The 24,578-nt window shown below is 68.9% G+C and carries 19 protein-coding genes and 1 rRNA gene; 12 read left to right on the top strand and 8 right to left on the bottom strand.

Annotated features, from left to right (window positions below; all coding sequences use genetic code 11):
* Positions 1-12: 12 nt before the first annotated feature.
* Together ACH34W_RS23610 and ACH34W_RS23605 are read right to left on the bottom strand one after the other, a co-directional pair.
* Entirely contained in the window at positions 13-852 is an 840-nt protein-coding gene (locus tag ACH34W_RS23610; RefSeq protein WP_395963162.1) for a hypothetical protein, read from the bottom strand.
* Between the two features lie 158 nt (positions 853-1,010).
* Positions 1,011-2,633: a sulfatase gene (locus tag ACH34W_RS23605; protein ID WP_395963161.1), complete on the bottom strand. Its 1,623-nt coding sequence runs from the start codon at positions 2,631-2,633 to the stop codon at positions 1,011-1,013.
* A gap of 207 nt (positions 2,634-2,840) precedes the next feature.
* Here ACH34W_RS23605 and ACH34W_RS23600 point away from each other — a divergent pair, with 207 nt between their 5' ends.
* From ACH34W_RS23600 to ACH34W_RS23590, 3 genes are all read left to right on the top strand, one after another.
* Positions 2,841-4,946 carry an ATP-dependent DNA helicase gene (locus ACH34W_RS23600; RefSeq protein WP_395963518.1) on the top strand — a complete coding sequence of 702 codons (2,106 nt, stop codon included), beginning with the start codon at positions 2,841-2,843 and terminating at the stop codon, positions 4,944-4,946.
* Positions 4,947-5,082: 136 nt separating this feature from the next.
* Positions 5,083-6,738 carry an alkaline phosphatase D family protein gene (locus tag ACH34W_RS23595; RefSeq protein ID WP_395963160.1) on the top strand — a complete coding sequence of 552 codons (1,656 nt, stop codon included), beginning with the start codon at positions 5,083-5,085 and terminating at the stop codon, positions 6,736-6,738.
* 182 nt (positions 6,739-6,920) lie between these two features.
* Entirely contained in the window at positions 6,921-7,865 is a 945-nt protein-coding gene (locus ACH34W_RS23590) for an SGNH/GDSL hydrolase family protein (RefSeq protein WP_395963159.1), read from the top strand.
* A gap of 76 nt (positions 7,866-7,941) precedes the next feature.
* On the opposite strand, the gene ACH34W_RS23585 is transcribed toward ACH34W_RS23590, so the two are convergent.
* From ACH34W_RS23585 to ACH34W_RS23575, 3 genes are all read right to left on the bottom strand, one after another.
* A complete protein-coding gene (locus tag ACH34W_RS23585) occupies positions 7,942-9,156 on the bottom strand; it encodes a pyridoxal phosphate-dependent aminotransferase (protein ID WP_395963158.1) in 1,215 nt (404 codons plus the stop codon).
* Between the two features lie 174 nt (positions 9,157-9,330).
* A complete protein-coding gene (locus ACH34W_RS23580) occupies positions 9,331-11,838 on the bottom strand; it encodes an ABC transporter permease (RefSeq protein WP_395963157.1) in 2,508 nt (835 codons plus the stop codon).
* A complete protein-coding gene (locus tag ACH34W_RS23575; protein WP_395963156.1) occupies positions 11,835-12,617 on the bottom strand; it encodes an ABC transporter ATP-binding protein in 783 nt (260 codons plus the stop codon). The genes ACH34W_RS23580 and ACH34W_RS23575 overlap by 4 nt, the downstream gene beginning before the upstream one ends.
* Positions 12,618-12,878: 261 nt before the next feature.
* Here ACH34W_RS23575 and ACH34W_RS23570 point away from each other — a divergent pair, with 261 nt between their 5' ends.
* The 3 genes from ACH34W_RS23570 (at position 12,879) to ACH34W_RS23560 (ending at position 15,644) form a co-directional block, all read left to right on the top strand.
* Positions 12,879-13,571 carry a TetR/AcrR family transcriptional regulator gene (locus ACH34W_RS23570; protein ID WP_395963155.1) on the top strand — a complete coding sequence of 231 codons (693 nt, stop codon included), beginning with the start codon at positions 12,879-12,881 and terminating at the stop codon, positions 13,569-13,571.
* Positions 13,568-14,584, top strand: coding sequence for a diiron oxygenase (locus ACH34W_RS23565; RefSeq protein WP_395963153.1), 1,017 nt, complete (start codon positions 13,568-13,570; stop codon positions 14,582-14,584). Before ACH34W_RS23570 ends, ACH34W_RS23565 begins: the two co-directional genes overlap by 4 nt.
* A gap of 241 nt (positions 14,585-14,825) precedes the next feature.
* Complete coding sequence (locus ACH34W_RS23560) at positions 14,826-15,644, top strand: SDR family NAD(P)-dependent oxidoreductase (protein WP_395963152.1); 819 nt, start codon at positions 14,826-14,828, stop codon at positions 15,642-15,644.
* A 96-nt stretch (positions 15,645-15,740) separates the two neighbouring features.
* Here the strand turns inward: ACH34W_RS23560 and ACH34W_RS23555 are convergent, their stop codons facing one another.
* Positions 15,741-16,430, bottom strand: a complete 690-nt coding sequence (locus ACH34W_RS23555) for an SAM-dependent methyltransferase (RefSeq protein ID WP_395963151.1) — start codon at positions 16,428-16,430, stop codon at positions 15,741-15,743.
* A 91-nt stretch (positions 16,431-16,521) separates the two neighbouring features.
* Entirely contained in the window at positions 16,522-18,189 is a 1,668-nt protein-coding gene (gene ctaD, locus ACH34W_RS23550) for a cytochrome c oxidase subunit I (protein WP_395963150.1), read from the bottom strand.
* 118 nt (positions 18,190-18,307) lie between these two features.
* On the opposite strand from ctaD, the gene ACH34W_RS23545 reads away from it, so the two are divergent.
* From ACH34W_RS23545 to ACH34W_RS23520, 6 genes are all read left to right on the top strand, one after another.
* Entirely contained in the window at positions 18,308-18,820 is a 513-nt protein-coding gene (locus ACH34W_RS23545; RefSeq protein ID WP_395963149.1) for a DUF523 domain-containing protein, read from the top strand.
* A gap of 56 nt (positions 18,821-18,876) precedes the next feature.
* The gene (locus tag ACH34W_RS23540) at positions 18,877-19,827 is read left to right on the top strand and encodes a hypothetical protein (RefSeq protein WP_395963148.1); all 951 of its coding nucleotides are present in this window, start codon (positions 18,877-18,879) and stop codon (positions 19,825-19,827) included.
* Between the two features lie 69 nt (positions 19,828-19,896).
* Positions 19,897-21,672, top strand: coding sequence for an NAD-binding protein (locus tag ACH34W_RS23535; RefSeq protein WP_395963147.1), 1,776 nt, complete (start codon positions 19,897-19,899; stop codon positions 21,670-21,672).
* Positions 21,673-21,730: 58 nt separating this feature from the next.
* On the top strand, positions 21,731-22,879 hold the full coding sequence (locus ACH34W_RS23530) for a phosphatidylinositol-specific phospholipase C1-like protein (protein WP_395963146.1): 1,149 nt from the start codon (positions 21,731-21,733) through the stop codon (positions 22,877-22,879).
* A gap of 986 nt (positions 22,880-23,865) precedes the next feature.
* Positions 23,866-24,129 (top strand): hypothetical protein, encoded by a 264-nt coding sequence (locus ACH34W_RS23525; RefSeq protein WP_395963145.1) that lies wholly within the window; start codon positions 23,866-23,868, stop codon positions 24,127-24,129.
* 4 nt (positions 24,130-24,133) lie between these two features.
* Positions 24,134-24,415, top strand: a complete 282-nt coding sequence (locus ACH34W_RS23520; RefSeq protein WP_395963143.1) for a hypothetical protein — start codon at positions 24,134-24,136, stop codon at positions 24,413-24,415.
* Between the two features lie 38 nt (positions 24,416-24,453).
* Here the strand turns inward: ACH34W_RS23520 and rrf are convergent.
* Positions 24,454-24,570, bottom strand: a 5S ribosomal RNA gene (gene rrf / locus ACH34W_RS23515).
* Between the last annotated feature and the right edge of the window lie 8 nt (positions 24,571-24,578).

Here is a 24,578-nt window from a genome sequence, read left to right as displayed (position 1 = left end):
TGATGTCACCGCTCAAAGGCTGATGTTCCCGATCGACCGGCGCCAGTCCTGGAGGTCGACGTCGCAGCCGATGCGCCACAACATGTCCAGCTCACGCTGCACCTCCTGCCCCATCGCGGTGTCGCTGCCGTCGACCTCGACCTGGATCGAGTCGATCGCCAGCTGGCCGTGCAGGAAGGAGCTGACGAGATAGCGCTCGCCGGCCTTGTAGACGGCGATGGACGGCAGCGAGTTGTAGACGCGCACCTTGAGCCGTTCGCCGTCCTCGCCAAGGTTGGTGTGGAGCTCGGCCAGCTTGGCCAGGCACTGCCGCACGCTCGCGCCCACGTCGCCCGAGAGCTCGGGATCGCGGAACTGGCTCAGCGCCTCGTCGCGCAGCCGTGCCACGGGGGACGACGGATGCAGGATGAGGACGCGCACCTGCACCTCCCGATCCTTGATGGCGGCCCCCAGCTCGTCCACGAACAACCGCAGGTTCGGTATCCAGGTCTGAAGGATCATGACCTCGGTGGTCGCGGCCTCCAGATATCTGCTGAACACCGCCTCGGGGAAACGATGGTGCACCTGGATGACGCCGCCGTAGTGCCGTTGCTTGCGCTCCAGCGCAATGCCCTCGATATCGAGCTTGGAAAGCTGCGCATTGACGTTGTCGAGCACCTTGAGGCGGTCGACTTCCATCAGGAGAAACAAGGTGACGGTGCTGAGTATCAGCAGCGTCACCTTCGGAAGTGCACCGCCGGGCGCCAGTTTGTCGAGCCACCCGAAAAGATCCGCGAGCAGCACCGCGATGCCCGCCACGGCCATCATGGCCAGCGCTATCCGCTCGACTCTGTAGCGTATGCCGCCTTCCATTCACACCCCTGCCCGCATGGCGGCCACCGGCCACTACCGTCGGTCAAGACCGTACACCGCAAGGTGTTGCCGAGACAGAGGTATCGGCGCGACGAGACAGAGGTATCGGCGCGATGGGAAACGTCATCGAGTGACCCATCAACGGCAATTCCTGCTCGTCAACCGCGGTCGGCCTGGCGGCACGAGGCACCCGCACATGCGCGATAGCGCTTCAGCCAGGCCGACAGCCGCTTGATGTGGGCGCGGACGCGGTTCGCCTTCGGTCCGCCGCCCTTGCTGATGAGAGCAGGGTCCGCGATGAGATTGCGCAGCTGATGAGGGTCTGCCGTGAGATCGAACAGCTGGCGTTCGCCCGTCATGTACTCCACATAGGTGTAGCGGCGGGTGCGCAACGCGGCGTACGTCGGCGGGAGCGGGCAGCCGCGGCTGTGCTTCGGGCGCGTGTCGCAGTCCTGCCCTTCGGGGTTGTGCTTGGCCCTGCCCGCGTAGAACTCGACCAGCATCGCGTGTCGCCAGGCGCGCGGCTTGCGTCCGCGTAGCAGCGGCGTCAACGGCCGCCCTTCAGCGAACGCGGGTACACGAGCCCTAGCGAGGTGGGCGAACGTCGGCGCCAGATCCACGGTCCCGGCCATGGCGGACATCGTGCCGCCCGCAGTGACACCGGGGCCGCGAACGAGCATCGGCACCCGGATGTCCTCCTCGAACGGCGTGGTCTTGCCGGGCGGCAGCCGGTGCTGGCCAAGGTGGAAGCCGTTGTCCGAGGTGAAGAAGAAGTAGGTGTTCCGCAACCGCCCAGTGTCGCGCAGGCTCTTCATCAGAGCACCGACCATGTCGTCGACCGACAACATGGACCGCAGGCGGTCACGGTAGATGCTGTCGATCCTCTGGATGCTCCTGTCGCTGAGCTTCGGCTTGCCGCTGAGCCAGTGCGGCTCCCTGAGACCTGCGGCGTCCTTACCCGGCTTGCCGGTCTCGAGGCTGAGGACCTCCCCGGGGGGATTGACCGCGCGGTTGAACGAGGCGGTGCGCGGGGCCTTGGCGTCTGGAAACGCCCCCGCATGACGGATCGCGTAGGCCGCAGGCAGATGCGGGGCGATCGGTGCCGCATAGAGGAAGAACGGCGTGGCCTTGGACGCGCCGTGCACGAAAGAGACGGCCTTGCGGGTAAGGACGTCGTCCAGGTGGTCCTCCGGCGCCATCCCGTATGAGACGGGAACGCCCTGTTCGATGAGCCGGTAGCCGCTCTGCTGGTACATGCGGCGCGGTGCCGGGACATGCCAGGCGTCCCAGCCCGGCGGGACGTACGTGGGGCCGGCCGTATTGGGATAGCCGTTGAGGAACTTGCCTATGAAGCCCGTCCGGTACCCGGCCTTGCGCAGCCACGTGCCGATCGTCGAACGGTCGTGGCCCCGGGCGTGGAACTCCGGGAAACCGCCGTTCGGCGGGTTGTTGGTCCGTACCCCGTGGCTGTGCACGTACTGCGACCGCAGGATCGTCGAACGCGACGGGCAGCACCACGAGTCGGAGACGATGAAGTTCGTGAGGCTGGTGCCTTCGCGCCGGAGCCGGGCGATGTTGGGGAAGAGATTCAGGTCCATGCTGTTGAGGTCGTCGGCCAGCACCACGACGATGTTGGGCTTGGTCTTGCCGGCGGCCGCCCCCGCGGGCAGCGGCGCGCCGCCTGCCGAACCCCCGTGGAGGAGCACCAGCAGCGGCGCCAGAAGCCCGGCGAGCCAGGTCCGGTGACAACGACGACGGCGACGGCGAACGGCGCGGTGCAACGGCCTCTCCCTGCGCAGGCTACAACTCTCCATCCTCCCCTGAGCTGGACATCATCACGCTAAGTGACACACTGTAACCAGTGACTTTCCTTCCGGCGGGGTCCGGCAACTCACCCGGCCGGACGCGGGAGAGCGCCTGGACCGGTAGCGTTGGCCGACGTGCCCGCCCCAGACCTGCTGAGCCCCAGCGACACCCAGATTCCGGACATGGCGACCCTGCTGGCCGCCGCCGTCGAGGCCATCGGAGGGGCTGAGCGCCCAGGCCAGGTACGCATGGCCGAGGCGGTCGAGCGGTCGATCCAGGCCAAGGAGCATCTCGCCGCGCAGGCGGGCACCGGCACCGGCAAGTCCCTCGCCTACCTCGTCCCGGCGATCCGGCACGCGGTCGACAAGGGCACCACGGTCGTGGTGTCGACGGCGACCATCGCGCTCCAGCGGCAGCTCGTGGACCGCGACCTGCCCCGCCTGGCCGAGACGCTCGGCCCGCTGCTCGGCAAGGAGCTGAAGTTCGCGATCCTCAAGGGCCGCCGCAACTACCTGTGCCTGCATCGTGTGCAGACCGGGGTGCCCGACGATCCGGAATATGGCGGCGAGAGCCTCTTCGACCCGCAGCAGCTGTCCTCCCTGGGCCGCCAGGTCAAGCGGCTGAACGAGTGGGCCGACGAGACCACCACCGGCGACCGTGACGAGCTCGTTCCCGGGGTGGGCGAGCAGGCGTGGCGGCAGGTGGCCGTCAGCGCCAAGGAGTGCCTGGGCGCGACCCGCTGCCCGCAGGGCACCGAGTGCTTCGCCGAGCTGGCACGGGCCGAGGCCGGCGAGGCGCACATCGTGGTCACCAACCACGCGCTGCTCGCGATCGACGCGCTGGAGGAGTTCCAGGTCCTGCCCGAGCACGATGTTGTGATCGTGGACGAGGCGCACGAACTGGTCGACCGCGTCACCTCCGTCGCCACCGGCGACCTGAGCGCCGCCGCGGTCGAGACCGCCGCGCGCCGCTGCGGCCGTCTCATCGAAGAGGGCATCGCCGACCGGCTCAAGGACTCCGCCGAAGGGCTGGGCCTCCTGCTGGAGGAGATGCCCGCGGGCCGGATGGACGCGCTCTCCCACGCGCTCGGCACCACCCTCGTGGCCGTTCGGGACGCCGCGCACGCCTGCCTCAGCGCGCTCGGCCCCGAGAAGAAGGACCAGGAGCCCGGCGACGCCGCCGCGCGCAAGGCCGCCCGGTCCGCGCTCGACGACCTGCACGACACCGCGGTACGGATGCTGGAGTCGTTCCAACCCGAGATCGCCGCGCGCTTCGACGTGGTGTGGCTGGACAAGCCGTTCGTCCAGGACGGCCGCCCCAAGCGCCCGCCGACACTGCACGTCGCACCCATCGGGGTCGGCGGCCTCCTGCGCACGACCCTCTTCGAGAAGCGCACCGCGATCCTCACCTCGGCGACCCTGACGCTCGGCGGGTCCTTCGAGCCGCTCGCCCGCCAGTGGGGCCTGCCGCCGCTGGAGGCGCCGGCCGTGCCCGACGCGCGGACCGCCGCCGAGGGGCTGGCGGCGACGGCCAACAAGCCGGGCAACGGCAAGGAGCCGGAAAAGGACCCGGAAAAGGAAAAAGACAAGCAGGAGGACCAGGAGCTCGTCTGGTCCGGCATCGACGTCGGCTCCCCGTTCGACCATCCCAAGGCCGGGATCCTGTACGTGGCGCGGCACCTTCCCCAGCCCGGCCGGGACGGCCTGGCCGACGCGTACCTCACCGAGATCACCGAGCTGATCGAGGCCGCCGGCGGGCGCACCCTCGGCCTCTTCTCCTCGATGCGGGCCGCGCGCCAGGCCGCCGACGAGCTGAAGGACCACCTGTCCCACCCGCTGCTGTGCCAGGGCGAAGACTCAACGTCCCTGCTGGTCAAGCAGTTCGCTGAGGACGAGCGGACCTGCCTGTTCGGCACGCTGTCGCTCTGGCAGGGCGTCGACGTGCCGGGGCCGTCGCTGCAACTGGTGATCATGGACCGCATCCCGTTCCCCCGGCCCGACGACCCGGTCTCCTCAGCCCGGCAGCGGGCCGTCGCCGCGCGCGGCGGCAACGGCTTCATGGCCGTCGCGGCCACGCACGCCGCGCTCCTTCTGGCCCAGGGCTCCGGGCGCCTGCTGCGTTCGATGGACGATCGCGGCGTCGTCGCGATCCTCGATCCGCGGCTGGCGACGGCCCGCTACGGCGGCTTCCTCAAATCGTCGCTTCCGCCGTTCTGGGCCACCACCGACGCCGGCACCGTCCGTGGCGCGCTCCGTCGTCTCGACGCCGCCGCGGCCACCGTGGATTGACCGGGATTTGACCGGCTGAGGGCACGACACGCACGGACCGCCGCCCGTGGTTCCGGCCGTTCGTGTGGTCGACTACTCCCTGTCCTCCCGGTCGTTAACGATCTTCGGCGGGCCCACGCGATCCCGGAGGTAGGGCGTGACCGGATCCCATCCGTTCCCCCGGCGCCGGTTCCTGGCCGGGACCGGGGCCGTGACGGCAGGCGGGATCATCGGCCCGGTCCTCCTGGACCCGGTGACCGGCGCCCGCGCCGGAGTCCGGACGGCCGCCGGCGGGCCCCTGCCCACCGGCCTTTTCACGCTGGGAGTCGCCTCGGGCGATCCCTCGCCGGACGGCGTCGTGTTGTGGACCCGGCTGGCGCCCAAGCCCACCGAGGGCGGCGGCATGCCCCAGCAGGACGTCATCGTCCGATGGCAGGTGGCCGGGGACGGGCGGTTCGGGCGCGCCGTCCAGGCCGGAACCACGGTGGCGAGGCCGGATCTCGGGCATTCGGTGCATGTCGAGGTGAAGGGGTTGCTCTCCGACCGGGAGTACTTCTACCGCTTTCGTGTCGGCCAGGAGATCTCCCCGGTCGGCCGGACCCGCACTGCTCCGTCGGCGCGGAGCATCCCGCGCCGTCTGCGTTTCGCGTTCGCCTCATGCCAGAGCTGGCAGGACGGCTACTACACGCCGTACGAGCACATGATCCAGGAAGACCTGGCGTTCGTGCTGTTCCTGGGTGACTACATCTACGAGACGCGGGCCTCCAAGAACGGCGTGCGGCCCCATGAGGGCGCGGACGAGCCGTACACCCTCGACCAGTACCGCAACCGCCACGGGCAGTACCGCACTGACAAGTGCCTCCAAGCGGTACACGCTGCCCATCCCTGGATCGTCACGCTCGACGACCACGAGATCGACAACAACTGGGCGGACGAGGTCCCGCAGGACACGGTCGTGCAGACACCCGAGCAGTTCCGCGCACGCCGGACCGCCGCTTTCCAGGCGTACTACGAGCACATGCCGCTCCGCCGCGAGTCACTTCCCGTCGGGCTCGACATGCAGCTGTACCGGCGGCTCGGCTTCGGCCGCCTGGTGTCCTTCCACGTCCTCGACACCAGGCAGTACCGCAGCGACCAGCCCCTCAACGAGCACCAGGCGAACCTCGCCTCTGTCACGATGACGGGTGCCGAGCAGGAGCGCTGGCTCACACGCGGTCTCACCCGCTCGGGCACGCGCTGGAACATCCTCGCCAACCAGGTGATGATCGCCCAGAGCGACGGGGCGCTCGGCGCCGCCCGCTACTTCGGTGACTTCGACCAGTGGGACGGCTACCGCGTCCAGCGTGCGCGGCTCATGCGGCTCTTCGGCTCCGGCCTCGTCCACAACCCGGTCGTGGTGACCGGCGACCGGCACGCCACCTGGGTCTCCGACCTCAAGCTCGACTTCGACGACCCCGCCTCCGCGACCGTCGGCGCCGAGCTCGTGGGCCCGTCGATCTCTTCCGGCGGCGACTCCGACCAGGCGGCGTTCCACCGGCGCTGGGATCCGCTGGAGGTCGAGAACCTGCACTGGAAGTACTGGGACGGCCGCCGCGGCTACTTCGTCTGCGATGTCCGGCCCGACCACATGATCAGCAGCCTCCGCGTGGTGGACACCGTCCGCAAGCCGACCGGCGCCACCATCAAGACCGCCGCCGAATTCCGGGTCCAATCCGGCAAGCCCGGCATCGAGGTGGTCACTCACGACACGCCGCCCACCTCGCAGAGCATGCTGCTCCGCCCGTCGGCACCCGACAACGACCAGCCGCTCTAGCCCTCTCCGGGACCTCCTCGCCTCTCTGGAGCCTTCCTCGCGCTAGCTCGGACACTAAACAACTATCCGGACTAACACTGACATTCTCCGCAAATAGGTCTTGTTAACCACAAGAACGACGTTCACACTCACATCGGCGCCGCAAGAGCGAAGCTTCCGTTCCCCCCGTACGGAGGTGTCCCGTGGGTCAGAGCCCACCCCGTCGTCCGACCCCACGCCAGCGTCCGATCCCCCGCCTCCTGATCCCCCGCCGCCGGCTCACCCCGACCACCGTCGCCACGACCGCACTCACCACGGCCGTACTCACCGCCAGCCTGATCACGATCCCCGCCACCGCCCAAGCCCGGACCGCCGCCGCTCCCCCCGTACCCGCCCGGATGGCCTCGCTCGGCGACTCCATCACCCGCGCGTTCAACGCCTGCGGCTGGTACAGCGACTGCCCCAGCCGGTCCTGGTCGACCGGCTCCACCAGCTCGGTGAACAGCCACTATCTGCGGCTGCGCGCCCAGAACAGCGCGCTCACCGCCTACAACGACGCCCGTTCCGGCGCGAAGATCGCCGACCTCGACGGACAGGCGCAGACGGCCGTGTCCCAGCAGGCCGGCTACGTCACCGTCCTCATGGGCGCCAACGACGCCTGCACGTCGTCGGAGTCCAGCATGACCTCTGTCGCCAACTACGAGACCCGTTTCCGCGCCGCGATGAGCACGCTGCGGTCCGGCCTGCCCAACGCGCTCGTCTTCGTCGCGAGCGTCCCCGACATCAAACGTCTCTGGGACGTCGGCCGCACCAGCGCCGCCGCCCGTACGGCCTGGTCGACGTTCGGCATCTGCCAGTCGATGCTGGCCAACCCCACCTCCACCGCCGCGGCCGACACGGCCAGGCGCGACCGTGTCCGCCAACGCGTCATCGCCTTCAACCAAGTGCAAGCCACCGTCTGCGCTGAGTACGGGCCGAACTGCCGTTTCGACGGCAACGCGGTCTTCTCCTACCCGTTCGCCCTCTCCCAGGTGAGCGGCTGGGATTACTTCCACCCCAACGCCAGCGGCCAGACGGTCCTGGCCCAACAGACCTACGCGCGGAGCTTCTGGGCGTCAGCCCTGATCTCCCGCAAGGCCGCCGCCTGAGCAACGACACGAAGGGCCTGTGCGAGGTAGGGCCGAACGACCCTGCCCGCACGGGCCCTCTCGGGCTCGGCAGGTCTCAGCGGCGATAGGACTGGAGGAAGTCGGCCATGCGGCCGATGGCCTCTTCCAACTCGTCGGCATGCTGGAGGGTGACCACGCGGAGATGGTCGGTGGAAGGCCAGTTGAAGCCGGTGCCCTGGACGACGAGGATCTTCTGCCGCTCCAGGAGGTCGAGCGCGAAACGCATGTCGTCCTCGATCGGGTACATCTCTGGGTCGAGGCGCGGAAAGACGTAGAGGGCACCCTGTGGCTTGACGCAGGAGACGCCGGGGACGTCGTTGAGCAGTTTCCAAGCACGGTCGCGCTGCTCACCCAGGCGGCCGGTGGGGAGCACCAGGTCTTCGATGGTCTGGTGACCGCCGAGGGCCGCCTGGATCGCGTGCTGGCCGGGGACGTTCGGGCAGAGGCGCATGTTGGCGAGGATGTCGAGGCCCTCGATGTACGACTCCGCCTGGTACTTGGGACCGGACAAGATCACCCAGCCGGAGCGGAAGCCCGCGACGCGGTAGTTCTTGGAGAGGCCGCCGAACGTCAGGCACAGCAGATCGGGCGCGAGGGAGGCGATCGAGATGTGCTTCGCGCCGTCGTACAGGATCCGGTCGTAGATCTCGTCCGCGAAGATGATCAGGCTGTGGCGGCGGGCGATCTCGACGAGCTGCTCGAGGACGGGGCGGGGATAGACGGCGCCGGTGGGATTGTTCGGGTTGATCAGGACGAGCGCGCGGGTGCGGTCGGTGATCTTCGACTCGATGTCGGTGACGCTCGGGGCCCAGTCGGCCAGCTCGTCGCACAGGTAGTGGACGGGGGTGCCGCCGCTCAGGCAGGTCGCCGCCGTCCACAGCGGATAGTCGGGGGCCGGGATCAGTACCTCGTCGCCGTTGTCGAGCAACGCCTGGAGGGTCATCACGATCAGCTCGGAGACACCGTTGCCCAGGTAGACGTCCTCGATGTCGAGGCCGGTGAAGCCGTGATCGTTCTCGTACCGCTGCACCACCGCGCGGCGGGCGGGCAGGATCCCCTTGGAGTCGCTGTAGCCGTGCGCCTCCGGCAGGTTGCGGACCATGTCCTGGATGAGCTCGGGCGGGGCCTCGAAGCCGAACGGGGCCGGGTTGCCGATGTGCAGCTTGAGGATCCGCTGCCCCTCGGCCTCCAGCTCCTTGGCGCGCTTGAGCACCGGTCCCCGGATGTCGTAACAGACGTTGGTCAACTTCGACGACTGGTTCACCTGCATAAACCAAATCTAGTCGGGCCCGCCGTGGCGCGGGCGGCGAGCCCTCGCCGGCCCGTGGCGGGTGCCACGAGCCCGGCGATCGATGGAGACGATCGATGGAGACAGTCGGTGAGGACGGTTGGTAAGGACGGTCGATGGAGACGGGTCGATAGGAGACGGTCGGTGGACCGGTCCTCACGGCGCCGCGATGGCGGTGAGGGCGGCCAGCCGTGAGGCGCGGCGGGCCGGCCGGATGGCCGCCAGGATCCCGGCCAGGGCGCCCACCAGGGCGATGATCGACAGGGGCAGGGTCTCGGCGGCGAACGGATTGCCCAGCGCCCGGGTGAGCGCCCAGCCGAGGAAGACCCCCAGGCCGATGCCGCCGGCGGTGCCGAAGAGGGCGACGATCACCGACTCCCAGCGCACCATCGAGCGCACCTGGGCACGGGTCGCGCCGACCGCGCGCAGCAGGCCGAGCTCACGGGTCCGTTCGTGGACCGACAGCGCCAGGGTGTTGGCGATGCCCAGCAGCGCGATGATGATCGCCAGCGCCAGCATCGCGTACACGATGCCGAGGAATGCGTTCATATCCTCGGACTGGCTTGCGACGTAGGCGTCCCGGTCCTGCGCCTTGGGCGTGCCGTACGGCTTGACCAGCGCCTCGATGGCCTTTTGCGCGTCGGCCGCCGAGGCCCCGGGCTTGAGATCGATGAACGTGACACGGTCGAGCGCCTGGCGGTTGTGCGCACTCCATGCCGTGCGCGGCATCAGGTAATCGCCCGCGACGTCGTCGTTCCGGAAGATCGCGCCGATCGTGAACGTCTGCTTGGAGCCGTCGGCGAACGTCACCGGGACAGGCGAGCCGATCCTCCACTGATGATCGTCAGCCTCGTCCTGTGACACCGCGAAGGTGTCGGCGGCCGCGAGACTTCCGGCTGCCACGTCCAGTGCCAGTACCTTGCCGAGGCGTGCCGGGTCAGCGATCCGCACGTCGGCGTTGTCGCTGCCGACACGCACGGCGCCCTGCCCGAGCCCCGCCGCGTTCTCCACCTGCGGCAGCCGCGCGACCTCGTCGGCCACCCGCGGGCTGAAACCACCCTGGTCGTTCGACCCGGCGTTCACCACGAGCGCACCGTGGAACGACCCGGCCACGCCGTCCTCGACCGACGCGCGCAGCGACCCGGCGAAGACCGTCATCAGCGTGACGACGCCGACCCCGACCATGAGCGCGGTCGCCGCGCCGGCGGTGCGGCGCGGGCTGCGCGTGGCGTTGTCACGGGCGAGCACGCCCGGCACGCCGCGCCAGCGAGCCGCGGGCGCACCGGCGACCGTGGCGGCGGGCCGCGCGACCACGGGACCGAGCACGACCATCACGATCAGGCACATCACCGCGCCCGCACCCGCCATGGCCATCGACTCGGTCAGCGCGCCCCAGACGACACCGCCCACCGCGACCGCCGCCAGCACCGACCCGATGATGATCCGCGAATCCGACGGGCCGGGCCGTTCCGTCGCGACCTCGCGCAACGCCGCCAGCGGCGGCACCTTCGCGGCGCGCAGCGCCGGACCCAGGGCCGACAGCAGCGTGACGACCATGCCGACCGGCGCCGCGATCAGCACCGTGCCGAGGCTGATCACCAGGCCCTGCGCGACCAGCCCCATGCCGAAGCCCGCGAAGAGCAGCTTCAGGAGCGCCGCGCAGCCGACACCGCCCGCCAGCCCGGCCACCGTCGCGATCGCGCCGATCGCCAGCGCCTCCGCGGTGACCAGCGTGAGGATCTGCCGGCGGGACGCGCCGACCGCGCGCAGCAGCGCCGACTCGCGGGTGCGCTGGGCGACCGTGATGGCGAGCGTGTTGTGGATGCTGAACGCGGCCACCAGCAGCGCGACGCCGCCGAACGCCGCGAGCCCGGCCCGGAAGATCCCGAGGAACTGGTCGACCCGGTCACGGTCCTGCGCCGCCAGCTCGTCGCCCGTGACGGCCTCGGCGCCCGGCGGCAACACGGGCCGGATGCGCCCGGCGAGCGTGTCCTGCGAGACGCCCGACGCGGCCCGGATCGTCACGGCGGTCACTGTGTCGTCGCCCCGGGTCACGTGCTTGCGCATGCCTTCCAGGGTGAACGCCGTGAACGACGTGTCGCCGAAGCCGTCGTCCTCGCCGAACTTGGTGATTCCGACCAGGGTCACCGGCACCCGCTGTGGAGTGAGCACCATGGTCCGGTCCCCGACCTTCAGCTTGCCCCGGTCGGCGGTGGCCCGGTTGATCACGACCTCGTCGGGGGTCCGCGGTGCGCGTCCCTCGACGATCCGGTAGGGGTTGAGCTCGGGATCAGTGATCCAGTTCCCCGCGACACGGGGCCCCTGGGACTCGATGATCTTTCCGTCCACGGTCAGCGGCTGGCCCGAGCCCTGCACGACCGGTTCGGCCACCGCCACACCCGCGATCCCCCGTACCCGATCCACCGCCGAGCCGTCGATCTCGCCGCGCAGCTGGCCCGGCATCTCGGTGACGGTGGTCGCGTTGCGGACGGTGACGTCGGTGCCCGCGTACGCGTTGGCGAAGAACCGGTCGATGCTCTTGGCCAGCGTGTCGCCCAGCACCAGCGTCCCGGTCAGGAACGCCACCCCGAGGAACACCGCCACCAGCGAGCCGGCCAGCCTCCGCCGGTGACCCCAGAGCTCCTTGACCACCAGCCCGGTCATGACGTGCCTCCGAGTTCACCGATGCGGTCCAGGACGCGGGCGGGGGTCGGGCCGGTCATGATGTCGACGACCTGCCCGTCCGCCAAGAAGATCACGGCGTCGGCGCAGGCCGCCGCGACCGGGTCATGGGTGACCATGGCGACGGTCTGCCGCAACTCGTCCACGGCTTCCCGCAGCAGCCTCAGCACCTCCGCACCCGACCGGGAGTCGAGGTTGCCGGTGGGCTCGTCCGCGAAGATGATCTGCGGCCGGGTGACCAGTGCCCGCGCCAGCGCGACCCGCTGCTGCTGGCCGCCCGACAGCTCCGACGGGCGGTGCCCGAGCCGGTCGCCGAGCCCCAGCACCGCCACGATCGACCCGAGCCACTCCTCGTCCGGCTTGGTGCCCGCGAGCGTCATCGGGAGCAGGATGTTCTCCCGTGCGGTGAGCGTCGGGATGAGGTTGAACGCCTGGAACACGAACCCGATCCGTTCCCGCCGCAGCTTCGTCAGCTGCCGGTCGGAGAGCGCGCCGAGCTCCTCGTCGCCCACGAAGACCTGCCCCGACGTCGCGGAGTCGAGCCCGGCGACGCAGTGCATGAGCGTGGACTTGCCGGCACCGGAGGGCCCCATGATGGCGGTGAACCGGCCGCGCGGGAACTCCACGCTGACCCCGTCGAGTGCGCGTACGGCCGTGTCACCCGAGCCGTACACCTTGGTCAGCCCGGCCGTACGGGCGCCGCCCGCTGTCACCGTGCCGGTCGTGGGCAAGGCACGCCTTGCCTCTGCTGCGTTTCGCATGGCTTCTGCTGCATTTCCCATGCGGAGGATCGTCGCCGCAGGGTTCCCGAGGCGTCGTCGGGTGAGGAGAGGCATCACCACTGCGCCAAACGGAGCACGTGCCGCCGGGCCCCTACTCCCACGGGGGTAGAGGCCCGGCGGGACGCTGGAAATACGGGACTTCTGGACTCCGGAGACTCATTGACTCAGTGTCCAATTGTGATGGGCGCAACATACAAGCAGGCTTGCTTGCTTGTATGTTGCGCTCGTACCGTCGTAGCTGTGTCAGTAAGCAACCGCCGACGCCATTCGCGCAGGCACAACGAGGGCGGCAGCCGCCGGACCCAGGAGGAACGGCGGTCGCGCACGCAGGCCCGCCTGCTCGAAGCCACGATGGAGTGCCTGGTCGACCTCGGCTGGTCCGGCACCTCCACGACCGAGGTCGCCCGCCGGGCGGGAGTCTCGCGGGGCGCCCAGCAGCACCACTACCCCACCAAGATGGTGCTGGTCGCCGCCGCGCTCGAACACATGCTGGAGGCGCAGCGGCTGGCGTACGAGACCGCGTTCGCGATCCTGCCGCCCGAGCGGCGCAACGTCGAGGGCGCGCTCGACCTGCTCTGGGAGGTCTTCCGCGGCCGTCCGGCCAAGGCCCTGCTGGAGCTGGCGGTCGCCGCCCGCACCGACGAGGAGCTCCGCCCGCTCTGCCGCGACCTCAACGAGCGCATTCTCGAGGTCATCCTGGAGACCTTCGAGCGGCTGTTCCCGAGCACGAACCTTCCCGCGGACTTCGTGCCGACCATCCTGCGCGGCATCTTCGCGCTGCTCGTCGGCCTGTCGGTGCAGAACGCGCTCGACGACGACAGCGACGGGCACCAGGCCGCCGTACTGGCCCAGATCAAGAGCGTCGCCCGCCTGATCATCCCCGATCCCGGCGTCACCGCCGCCGCATCACCCCAGAGGGAGCGCCCGACATGACGCAAGCCCCCGCAGAGCTCGCCGAGGAAGTGCGCGAGCAGGTCAAGGACAAGAAGTCCTACCTCGGCGTCATCGACCGTCTCAACAAGGCCTCAGTGGACAAGCACTGGGAGGCCTATGCCGACATCCCCTGGGACGACCCCGAGTTCCAGGTGGACAAGAACGACCCGCGCTGGGTGCTGCCCCCGTTCGACCGGCTGGGCGAGACCGAGTGGTACACATCGCAGCCGCCGGAGATCCAGTCGCAGATCGGGCTGTGGCGCGTCGCCACCGCCATGAAGATCGGCCTTCAGTTCGAGAACCTGCTCAAACGCGGCCTGCTCAACTACGCCTACCGGCTGCCGAACGGGCGGCCGGAGTTCCGGTACGTCTACCACGAGACGACCGAGGAATGTCACCACGGGATGATGTTCCAGGAGTTCGTCAACCGCACCGGGATGCCGATCAAGGGCATGCCGCGGGCGCTCAGCGCGGTCGCCCAGGTGGCACCGTGGATCCCGCTGGTCAACACCGAGCTGTTCTTCGTGTTCGTGCTCGGCGGCGAGGACCCGATCGACTACGTGCAGCGCAAGTCGCTCAAGGGCGGGCACATCAAGCACCCGCTCGAAGAGACGATCATGAAGATCCACATCGCGGAGGAGGCCCGGCACATCTCGTTCGCCCGGCACTACCTCAAGCACCGGGTGCCGGGCATGAACCCCATCCGGCGGCGGATCCTCGGCGTGGTCACCCCGATCATCCTCGGCGTGATGGCGCGGATCATGCTCTCTCCGCCCGGCCCGATGGTCCGCCACTTCGGCATCCCCAAGGACGTCGTGCGCGAGGCGTACAAGAACCCGGCCGCCCGTGCCGAGATCACCGCCTCGGTCGGCAAGATCCGCGACCTGATGGCCGAGCTCGGCCTGATCAACCGGCGCAACAAGCAGATCTGGAAGGCCATGCGCATCTGGGACACGCCCCAGGTGCGCGGCGCCGCCGCGAAGTCCGCCGGCAAGCCGGCAAAGGCCGCCTAGTCCAGCCGACCTCTTAGTCCGGCCGACTTTCGCGCTGAACTGCTAAGACGGGTGATGAAAACCATCACTCACGTACAACACCACAACGCTACCGGCGAGTAAACTGTCGACCTTATTAACACATGATCCAATTAAGTACGAACGGATCTCCCCATGCTCCGGGCCGGGGCGCACTCCCTTTTCGTCTCGGCCCGGATCCTCCTTCCAGTGGGACACCCCAGCTTCGAGCGGAGCCACCCCTATGAGCATTGCGATCGTGACCGGAGGCGCCTCCGGCATCGGGCGAGCGATCGCCACGTCCCTGGTGAACCGTGGCGACACCGTGATCGTCGCCGACCTCAACGTGGCCGGCGCGGAGAAGGTCGCCGACAAGCTCGGCACCCTGAACCAGGGCCGCGCGATCCCCGCCGCCCTCGACGTCACCGACGTCGAGGCCGTCGCCGACCTCTACAAGGGCGTGAAGGCCGAGCACGGCCGGCTCGACCTGGTCTTCAACAACGCCGGGATCTCCATCGGCGGCGCGGCCGAGGAACTCACCATCGACCACTGGAACCGCGCCATCGACATCAACCTCAGGGGCGTCGTGCACGGCGTGCACGCCGCGTACCCGATCATGCTGGAGCAGGGGGCCGGCCACATCGTCAACACCGCGTCGCTCGCGGGCCTGGTGCCGATGCCGCTGGGCATCCCCTACACCGCCACCAAGCACGCCGTCGTGGGCCTCTCCCTCGGACTGCGCGCCGAAGCCGCCGGCCGCGGCGTCAAGGTCAGCGTGGTCTGCCCGAGCTTCGTCGACACTCCGCTGCTCACCAACGTCAACCCGGACCTGCCGGAGACATCGCTGAGCGGCGACGCCAAGGACGACATCAAGAAGGCCGCGCCCCGCCTCTATACCGCCGAGAAGCTGGCCCGCGACATCATGCGCGGCGTCCGCAGGAACCAGGCCCTCATCGTGGCCCCGGCCCACGGCCGCGCCGCCTGGCGCGCCGTGCGCCTCAGCCCGGGCGGAGCCGTGAAGGTCTCCGCGTTCGCCGTCAACCGCATCCGCGGCAAGTCCTGACCCGGCACCCCACGGCGCCCGACGGTGCCGTGGGGTTGCCTTACCCCCTGGGGTTCGGAACGGGCCACGCGGCGGGAACACGTGACCCGCCCGCCGTCACCTCGGCCAGGGCGCTCCCTTCCGGAGGGCGTCATATCCGACGAAGGTGAACAGCCTCACCCCGCGTTCCAGCGGCGCGGGCTCACCCCTGTAGCGATGCACCCCGACCCCGTAGCCGCGTTCCAGAGGCGGGGACGACCACCGTTTCTCGAAGCCGTGTTTCTCGAACCACCGATGGATATGGGGTGTCACGTCAGGCGGCCGGCGGTTGCGTGTCCACACCACATGCGCACCCTCCGCGCACAGTTGCGGGAGCAAGGAGATGGTCCTTTCGATGTCGGCGTCGGCGAGGTTGCCGAACACGCCACAGACCAGGACCAGGTCGGCCGGGACAGCTCCGGCGAAGGCGTCGGTGCGCGACGCGTCGCCGGCCACGGCCTCGACGTTGGCCAACCCGGCCTCCTCGATCGCGGCCCGCGCCACCCGGACGTTGTGCTCGTCCAGCTCGACCAGCCGGGCGGCGACGTCGGCGCTGCGCGGATGACCTGCGAGGACGCCGAGCAGGTCCCGGCCCTGACCCGCGCATGAACTCACGGCGATGATCGGGCCAGGCGGCGCCTCGTCGAGCACGTCCCGGATGCGCTCCTGCACGGTCAGCAGCCGCCGCGACAGCGGCGAGCCGGGATCGTCATAGGCCTCATGCCATTCGGCCCAGTCACGACGGACTGGACCCTCCGATTCCACCATGCGGTCAAGTTATTACGCAGTGTGATCGACAAGTCGCGAACGTGACGACGTGACCACTCTAGGTCACCGCATACCCATTCGGGCCGGACGTCTACCCGCCAGGCTCGGAGATGTGCTTTGGCTGCTCTGCCGGAAGCCTCGGGTAGTGCAGGTCGAACGCCGGCCTTTCCGAACGGATCCGGGGAATCGACGTGAAGTTGTGGCGCGGAGGCGGGCAGGACGTCGCCCACTCCAGCGAGTTCCCGAATCCCCACGGGTCCTCGGCATCGACCCGGACGCCGTGCCGCGCGGTCCGGTAGACGTTGTAGATGAAGAACAGGGTCGACACCCCGAGGATGAACGCGCCGGCGGTGGAGACCCGGTTGAGCACGACGAACTCCTCGGCGTAGTCGGCGTACCGCCGTGGCATGCCCTGCGCGCCGAGGAGATGCTGGACGAAGAACGTGGTGTGGAACCCGATGAACAGGAACCAGAAATGGATCTTGCCCAGGGGTTCGTTCAGCATCTTCCCGGTCATCTTGGGCCACCAGAAGTAGAAGCCCGCGAACATCGCGAACACGACCGTGCCGAAGACCACGTAATGGAAGTGGGCGACCACGAAGTAGGAGTCCTGCAGGTGGAAGTCCAGCGGCGGTGAGGCGAGGATGATCCCGGTCAGGCCGCCGAAGAGGAACGTGACGAGGAAGCCGACCGAGAACAACATCGGCGTCTCGAAGCTCAGTTTCCCCCGCCACATCGTTCCGACCCAGTTGAAGAACTTCACCCCCGTGGGCACGGCGATGAGGAACGTCATGAACGAGAAGAACGGCAGCAGGACCTGCCCGGTCGTGAACATGTGGTGCGCCCAGACCGCCATCGACAGCCCGGCGATGAGGATCGTCGCGCCGACCATCCCGAAGTAGCCGAACAGCGGCTTGCGGCTGAAGACCGGGATGACCTCGGTGATGATGCCGAAGAACGGCAACGCGATGATGTAGACCTCGGGATGGCCGAAGAACCAGAACAGGTGCTGCCATGTGAGCGCGCCGCCGACGGCTGGGTCGAACACATGCGAGCCGAGCCGCCGGTCCGACTCCAGCACCAGCAGCGCCGCCGCCAGGATCGGGAACGCCATCAGCACCAGCAGGCTGGTCAGCAGGATGTTCCAGGTGAAGATCGGCATCCGGAACATCGTCATGCCCGGGGCCCGCATGCCGATGATCGTGGTGATGAAGTTGACCCCGCCCAGGATCGTGCCGAAGCCGGACAGCGACAGCCCCATGATCCACAGATCCGCGCCCACGCCCGGCGACCGGATGTCGCTCGTCAGCGGCGCGTACGCGGTCCAGCCGAACGCGGCCGCCCCGCCCGGCGCGATGAACGAGGAGAAGACGATCAGCCCGCCGAGCAGGAACAACCAGTAGCTGAACATGTTGAGCCGCGGGAACGCCACGTCCGGCGACCCGATCTGCAGCGGCATGATCACGTTCGCGAACCCGACGAACAGCGGCGTCGCGAACAGCAGCAACATCACCGTGCCGTGGATGGTGAACATCTGGTTGAACTGCTCGTTGCTCACCAGCTGCGTGCCCGGCTCGCCGAGCTCGGCCCGGATGACCATGGCCATCAAGCCGGCCAGCAGGAAGAACACGAACGACGTGATCAGATACAGGTATCCGATCACCTTGTGGTCGGTGGTGGTGAGCCAGGACACCAGGACGGAGCCCCGGGGACGCGGCCGCGGCGGCGCCTCCGGGAGCGGACGGCGGAGCAGGACCATTGCCGGACTCCCTGCGTGACGGGATTCTTCAACTATTCGCCAGCGCCCAGTGAGACGCAAGGCACATTCCTGAACTCCCGCCTCCGCCGCCTCATCAGGCCGGACATAGGCTAAAGATGTGGAAAAGATCCTGGTGAGCGCCTGTCTGCTGGGCCGGCCGGTGCGCTACGACGGCGCCGCCAAGCGCGTGGACGACGAGTTCGTCGAGCGCTGGCGGGCCGAGGGCCGCCTGGTCTCGTTCTGCCCGGAGGTGTCCGGCGGCCTGCCCGTGCCGCGCCCGCCCGCGGAGATCGTCGGCGGCGACGGCGCGGGCGACGGCGCGGCGGTCCTCGACGGCACCGCCGCGGTGCGCACCGACCGGGGCGACGACGTGACCGAGGCCTTCGTACGCGGCGCACGCCTGGCGCTGGAGGCCGCACAGGACGCCGACGCGCGGATCGCCATCCTCAAGGAGGGCAGCCCGTCCTGCGGAAGCCTGCGTGTCTACGACGGCAACTTCACCGGAACGTCCGTCCCGGGCCACGGCGTCACGACCGCACTGCTGGAGCGCGCGGGCATCCGGGTCTTCAACGAGGACCAGATCGTGGCCGCAGCCGCCTGCCTGAACGAGCTCGAAACCCCCCGCCCGTAAGGCTTCCCGGACCGTAAGATCGGGATCACCCAAGGCTCACCCCCGGAGGCTTACGGTTGCGTATCAAACGGGCGTTCGAGTGGCTCTTCCGGTACGTCGACGTTCTCGTCGCGCTCACCCTGGCCATCGTGATCCTCGGCCTCGACGTCATCGGTGTGGCCTCCAGCAAGGTCGTCGCGAACGCGACCGTCGCGACCCTCGCCGTCGTGGCGATCGTGCTGCTCCGCGACCGGCAGCGGGGCGACGAGCGTGGCGCCGCCGTGCTGACGTCCGTCGAACGCGCCAACGAGCGGCTCGCGCGGCTGGAGCGGAGCGCGGTGCTGCGCGAGGTCACCGGCGACGAGTGCAGCGAGGCACTGGCGCAGGCGCGCAAGGGCGCCGCCCGCTGGTTCTTCAAGGGGTCGACCGGCACGTACGTCCGGGCCGTCACGCTGCCCGAATGCGTCGAACGGTCCCGGCGCGCCCGCCGTTCGCTCACGTTCCGGCTGGAGATCCTCGATCCCGCCGACGAGGCGTTGTGCAACCGGTTCGTCGCGCTCCACCAGCGCCTGGCGACGAGCCCCGACAGCGCCGAACGTTCCTGGACGATGGACGGCACCCGGCGCGAGCTGTACGCGACCGTGCTGGCGGCATGCTGGCACCAGCAGCGCTACGAACTGCTCGACATCGACGTCCGGCTCTCGTCCACGTTCTCGCTCCTGCGCTACGAGCTGACCGAGAGCTGCCTGATCATCACCCAGCGCGGGCCGGAGTTCCCCGCCACGATCATCGACTGCGGGACGCCGACGTACGACTGCTGGGAGTCGGAACTGCACGTCAGCCTCCAGCAGGCCCGCCGACTCCCCCTGCACCGCGTCCGCGACATGCCCCTCAGCGAGGAACCCACCACCGATGAAATCCGGGCACTCTTCCGAGCCCTGGACCTCGATCTCCCAGCCGAGTACGACGAAGACGACGTGATCCAACTGGGCCAGATGAGCCTCGCGACCCCCAATCCCTACGCGTAACCATTCCGGAATGGCCGCATCGTGGATGACCGGGACCTGAGGGGCCGATGACTCCGTATTCTTCGGCGCATGTCAGGCGGGATGTACGAAGACTGGTCCGGGCACGTGATCGTGTGGGGATTGCGCGGCCTGGGTCTGCGCATCGTGGAGCAACTGCGCGAGGCCAGGGAACGCGTCGTCGTCGTGGACGACGAGGACGACGCGGGCCTCGCGCGGCTCGTGATCGGCTGGGGGATCCCCCATCTCACCGGGAAGGCCGCCCCGGCCGAGACCCTGCGCGAGGCGGGGGTGGCCGGGGCGCTGGCGGTGATCTGCGTCGAACGCACCGACCTGCGGAACCTGGAGATCGCCTTGATGGCCCGGGAACTCCGCCCGGACCTGCGCGTGGTCGCGCACATCCGCAACGCCGCCGTCGGCCGCGCGCTCGGTGAGGACGAGGGCCCCGGAGCCGTGCTCGACGTCGCGGCGTTGTCGGCGCCGTCGGTCGCCGAGGCGTGCCTGCGCGACACCACGCACGAGCTTGAGCTCGGCGGCACCGAGTTCCTCGTCGCCGAGACCCGTGCGCGGCGTCCTGGGAAGCTCAAGGATCTCTATGGCGAGCACGTCATCCCGCTCGCGATCGCCAAGGGCGACGACGAGGTGCTGACCAGCCCTCCCCCTGAGCGCGAGGTCGAACTGGGTGATCGGGTCACCCTCGTGGGCGTGCGCAAGGAGCTCGCCGCGCACGGCGTGGACGTCGACGACGCGGCGGAGGCGAAACCGATCCGGCGCGGGTCTCTGCGGGAGCGGATCCGCTGGGTGTCAGACGAGGCCGGACCGGGACTGCGCCGCGCCCTGACCTCGTTGTGCCTGCTCGTGGCCATGTCGACGGTGGTGCTCTGGCACGGGTACGTCGAGCCGGGCATGAGCCTGCTGGACGGGCTCTACTTCAGCATCGAGACCATCGCCACGGTGGGCTTCGGCGACTTCTCGTTCGCGAACCAGCCGACCTGGCTGCGGATCTACGCGACCATGCTGATGATCCTGGGCGTCACCAACACCGCCGTGCTCCTCGCGTACCTGACCGACCTGCTCATCAGCCGCCGGCTCGAACGTTCCTCGGGACGGCGCCGTGCCGCACGCATGTCCGGTCATGTGGTCATCGCGGGCCTCGGCACGGTCGGCGTCGCGGCGATGAACGCGCTGCACGCCCGGGGGCGGCGGGTCGTCGTGATCGAACGCGACGACGAGAGCACGTTCCTCGACCATGCCCGTGCGCTCGACGTCCCGGTCATCTTCGGTGACGCCACGGTCCCGGCCACGCTCGCCGCCGCAGGGATCTCACGAGCCGCAGCGGTGGCGGTGCTGACGAGCGACGACATGGTCAACATCGAGACGGCGCTGGCCCTCCGGGACGTCCTTGGCGAACGCTGGCACCAGGTCCCCGTCGTACCCCGGGTCTTCGACCGCACGCTGGCCCAGACCCTCTCCCACCGGTTCGGCTTCACCTACGTGCGCTCAACGGCAGAGCTGGCAGCACCATGGTTCGTGGGCGCCGCCCTGGGGCTGGACGTCCTGGGCACCTTCACCGCCGAGGGCCGGCCTCTGATGGCCGGACGCTTCACCGTCACCGCAGGCAGCGGGCTCGACGGAACGAGCGTGGACGAGGTGGCAACTCACATCCTCGCACTCGACCGGAACGGCGGCGGCCTGGAGCTCCCGGCACCCCCCGGCGCGAGTTTCCGGCCGGGTGACGGCGCGTACGTCATCGGACCGCACGCGGAGCTGCTGCGGCTCCTTCAACAGGCCCGCTCGACCGCGCCACGTTCCCCCACCGTTCACGGCGAACGATCCGATCTTTCATGAAGTGATCATGCTCCGGGTCGAGGCTCGGCACGTTCAATCCCCTCGTAAGGAGAACACCGTGCCGACCAGACCCCGCCGCCTGACCCTGGCCGTCACCGCCCTGCTGGCCGGCGTCACCGCCGTCGCATCCGCACAGCCTGCCGCCCAGGCCGCCGGCCGCGACGCAGTGCGCATCAACCAGATCCAGGTGATCGCCACGCACAACAGCTACCACCGCGAACTCACCGACGCCGAGAAGGCCGCCCAGGCCAAGCGCGACGCGAACTGGTGGAACCTGACCTACTCGCACTCGTCGTTGCCGATCCAGTTCGAGGCGCAACGTGTGCGATCGATCGAGCTGGACATCTTCCCGGACCCGGAAGGCGGGCTCTACAGAACACCGATCGTACGGAAAGAGGCCGGACTCGGCGCCAACCCGGACCCTGACCTCGCCAAGCCCGGCTTCAAGGTCCTGCACTGGGCGGACCACGACTACGGGACGTCCTGCTCGACGTTGACCCGGTGTCTGCGCCAGGCCCGCGCCTGGTCGGACGCCAACCCCGGGCACGTGCCGATCCCGGTGCTCCTGGAGTTCAAGTCCACCGACCCCGCGTACGAGAAGCTCGGCGGCCCCCGCAGCCCCCGCTGGGACGCGCCCCTGATGGACAAGCTCGACACCGAGATCCGCGCGGCCGTCGGCGACCGGAAGATCATCAAGCCCGATGACGTGCGCCGCAGGGACCTCACCCTGGAGCAGTCGGTCCTGAAGCACGGCTGGCCGACGCTCAAGGAGTCGCGGGGCAAGTTCGTCTTCCTGATGGACAACGGCGGGGCCGACATCCAGACCCCGTATCTCACGGGCCACCCGAACCTCGAAAACCGCGTCATCTTCACGAACGCCGTCCCGGGCCGCCCCGACGCCGCGTTCATCAAGCAGAACGAGCCTGCAGGCGCCGGGAAGACCGCCATCCAGGACCTCGTCCGCCGCGGCTACCTCGTCCGTACCCGCAGCGACGTCCCGTTCACCGAGGCCAGAAGTGGCAACACCACCCGCCTCCGCGACGCCCTGGCGAGCGGAGCGCAGATCGTCAGCACCGACTTCCCCGTCCCCGGCATGGCCGCCCGGCACGGCAGCGACTACGTGGCCCAGCTCCCCGGCTGGCTGACCGCCCGCTGCAACCCCATCAGCGCGACCCGCACCTGCCATACCCCCAACCTGGAGCGCTGACGAGACAGGAAGGGCCGCGTCCGCGCCACGCCGCTGCTCGCAGTGATCACCAGCGAAGCGCGTCGGTCAACGCGAGAGTGGTGGCGGCCGGCTCCAGGCTCATCAGAACGGCGAACGTCGATGAGGGCGTGCCCCTCCCCGGAGGACATCAACGCCACCGCAAGGCCGTGACCGAACCACGAGGAAAGCCTGCGGCACCCAGCGGCAGCGTCGGAAGCGCGCAAGCACCAAGCCATCCGCTGTGAGCAGCGGCCAGTCCGGGCTCCGTAGACGATGCAGGCGGCCCGCATGGGCCCCGGCAAGGGGTGCGCACCGCCCCCACCGGCGCGGTGCAATCAAAGCCCAGGGCAAGACCTGGCGGAAGGACTTCAACCTCACCTTCGAGCGGGCCTGAACCACAACATGGCTGGCCATCTAGGCCTGCATGGCCCACAGCAACGCAGAAGATATTGATCCGGTGCGCGAGCTACAGGCCAGCCATCCGGTCTGGCACGGGCGAGCCGCAGCGAGCAGGCGCCACCAGAGCCGCTTGAGCCATTTGAGGATCACGGCGTGCTCAAGCTGCGACAACTGCCTCGGATTGCGCATGACTCTTCCTAACGCCGGCCCGGGTGGGTGCGCATGGACAGATGGGACCAGCCGCCAGCAGGGCTCAATTGCCCGAATGCCCACACGGCTATCAATTGGGCGAATGCCACAGCTCCGGATCAATCCGACGCCGGAGCAAGATGTCAAATGCGTTATCCACAGAACGGGCAAGTCCTGGTCCCGCGAATTCGACTGCGTCAGCATTGTGTCCACGACTCACAAGGACGACCCATCGCTAGCTGTGGTCCACGATGAGGCACAGCGAGGCCTGGACATCCAAGACAAGACCTCCGAGCGCATCGACACCAAGGCGCGGCTACTCTCGCCTTCGCCGGCCTCCTGGTGACGCTCACCCGTCAAGACGACCGGTTACTCGTCTCAGCAGTCGCGTTACGGCGGTGGCCGCCGCCGTAACGGCTCTCTGTGCCTTCTTTCCCTGGCCGCGCCGGCGCATGATGAACCTTATGCGGCTGCGCCGTTATCTGGTCAGGGAGTCTGCCGAGACGACTCGTTACCTCATCCTGGTCAAGACGGTCTACGAGGACAGGCTCGCTCCCGAAATCTCACGCAGACGCCTCGCATTGCGGACAGCGCTGGTCATCGTCGTCATTTCGATGACCCTCATCGCACTCGGCGCTACGCTGAGTGATACAGGGAGGTAGTGCGATGAGGCTGATCAGACTTCGCCCCAGAGAATGTCCCGAAGAGCCGTGGCCGAAGGACATTCTGCGGGCTTTCGGTGACGGCGAAAAGATCGACTGGGCCAAAGAGATCGGCACCGGAACGCGCTTCGACCGCATGACGGTCGAGCTCTTCACCAGATGGCACGAGTGGGCAAGAACCGGCGTCGAACCACCGCCATGGGGACGGGTCCGCCGCTTCTTCTGGAAGATCCGGAAGCGCCTGGAGTACGGCCCCGAAGCCGCTCCCGAGAACCTACGGAAATGAGAAAGGCCCCGCCGTGAGGCGGGGCCTTTCTAATATGTGTCCGGCGGTGTCCTACTCTCCCACACAGTCTCCCGTGCAGTACCATCGGCGCTGAAGGGCTTAACTTCCGGGTTCGGGATGGGACCGGGTGTTTCCCCTTCGCCATAACCACCGAACGACCAAC

This window comes from Actinomadura sp. 6N118 (assembly GCF_044326415.1).
Taxonomy (GTDB): Bacteria; Actinomycetota; Actinomycetes; order Streptosporangiales; family Streptosporangiaceae; genus Spirillospora.
Note: the sequence above shows the minus strand (reverse complement) of the source record. Positions and strands in the feature narration are given on the sequence as shown.

Excerpts from the sequence above, each read along its gene's own strand:
- ACH34W_RS23565 (WP_395963153.1), top strand. The coding sequence starts at position 13,568 with ATGACGCAAGCCCCCGCAGAGCTCGCCGAGGAAGTGCGCGAGCAGGTC.
- ACH34W_RS23585 (WP_395963158.1), bottom strand. The coding sequence starts at position 9,156 with ATGCAGGTGAACCAGTCGTCGAAGTTGACCAACGTCTGTTACGACATC.
- ACH34W_RS23535 (WP_395963147.1), top strand. The coding sequence starts at position 19,897 with ATGTCAGGCGGGATGTACGAAGACTGGTCCGGGCACGTGATCGTGTGG.
- ACH34W_RS23560 (WP_395963152.1), top strand. The coding sequence starts at position 14,826 with ATGAGCATTGCGATCGTGACCGGAGGCGCCTCCGGCATCGGGCGAGCG.
- ACH34W_RS23555 (WP_395963151.1), bottom strand. The coding sequence starts at position 16,430 with ATGGTGGAATCGGAGGGTCCAGTCCGTCGTGACTGGGCCGAATGGCAT.
- ctaD (WP_395963150.1), bottom strand. The coding sequence starts at position 18,189 with ATGGTCCTGCTCCGCCGTCCGCTCCCGGAGGCGCCGCCGCGGCCGCGT.
- ACH34W_RS23600 (WP_395963518.1), top strand. The coding sequence starts at position 2,841 with ATGGCGACCCTGCTGGCCGCCGCCGTCGAGGCCATCGGAGGGGCTGAG.
- ACH34W_RS23575 (WP_395963156.1), bottom strand. The coding sequence starts at position 12,617 with ATGCGAAACGCAGCAGAGGCAAGGCGTGCCTTGCCCACGACCGGCACG.
- ACH34W_RS23580 (WP_395963157.1), bottom strand. The coding sequence starts at position 11,838 with ATGACCGGGCTGGTGGTCAAGGAGCTCTGGGGTCACCGGCGGAGGCTG.
- ACH34W_RS23610 (WP_395963162.1), bottom strand. The coding sequence starts at position 852 with ATGGAAGGCGGCATACGCTACAGAGTCGAGCGGATAGCGCTGGCCATG.
- ACH34W_RS23520 (WP_395963143.1), top strand. The coding sequence starts at position 24,134 with ATGAGGCTGATCAGACTTCGCCCCAGAGAATGTCCCGAAGAGCCGTGG.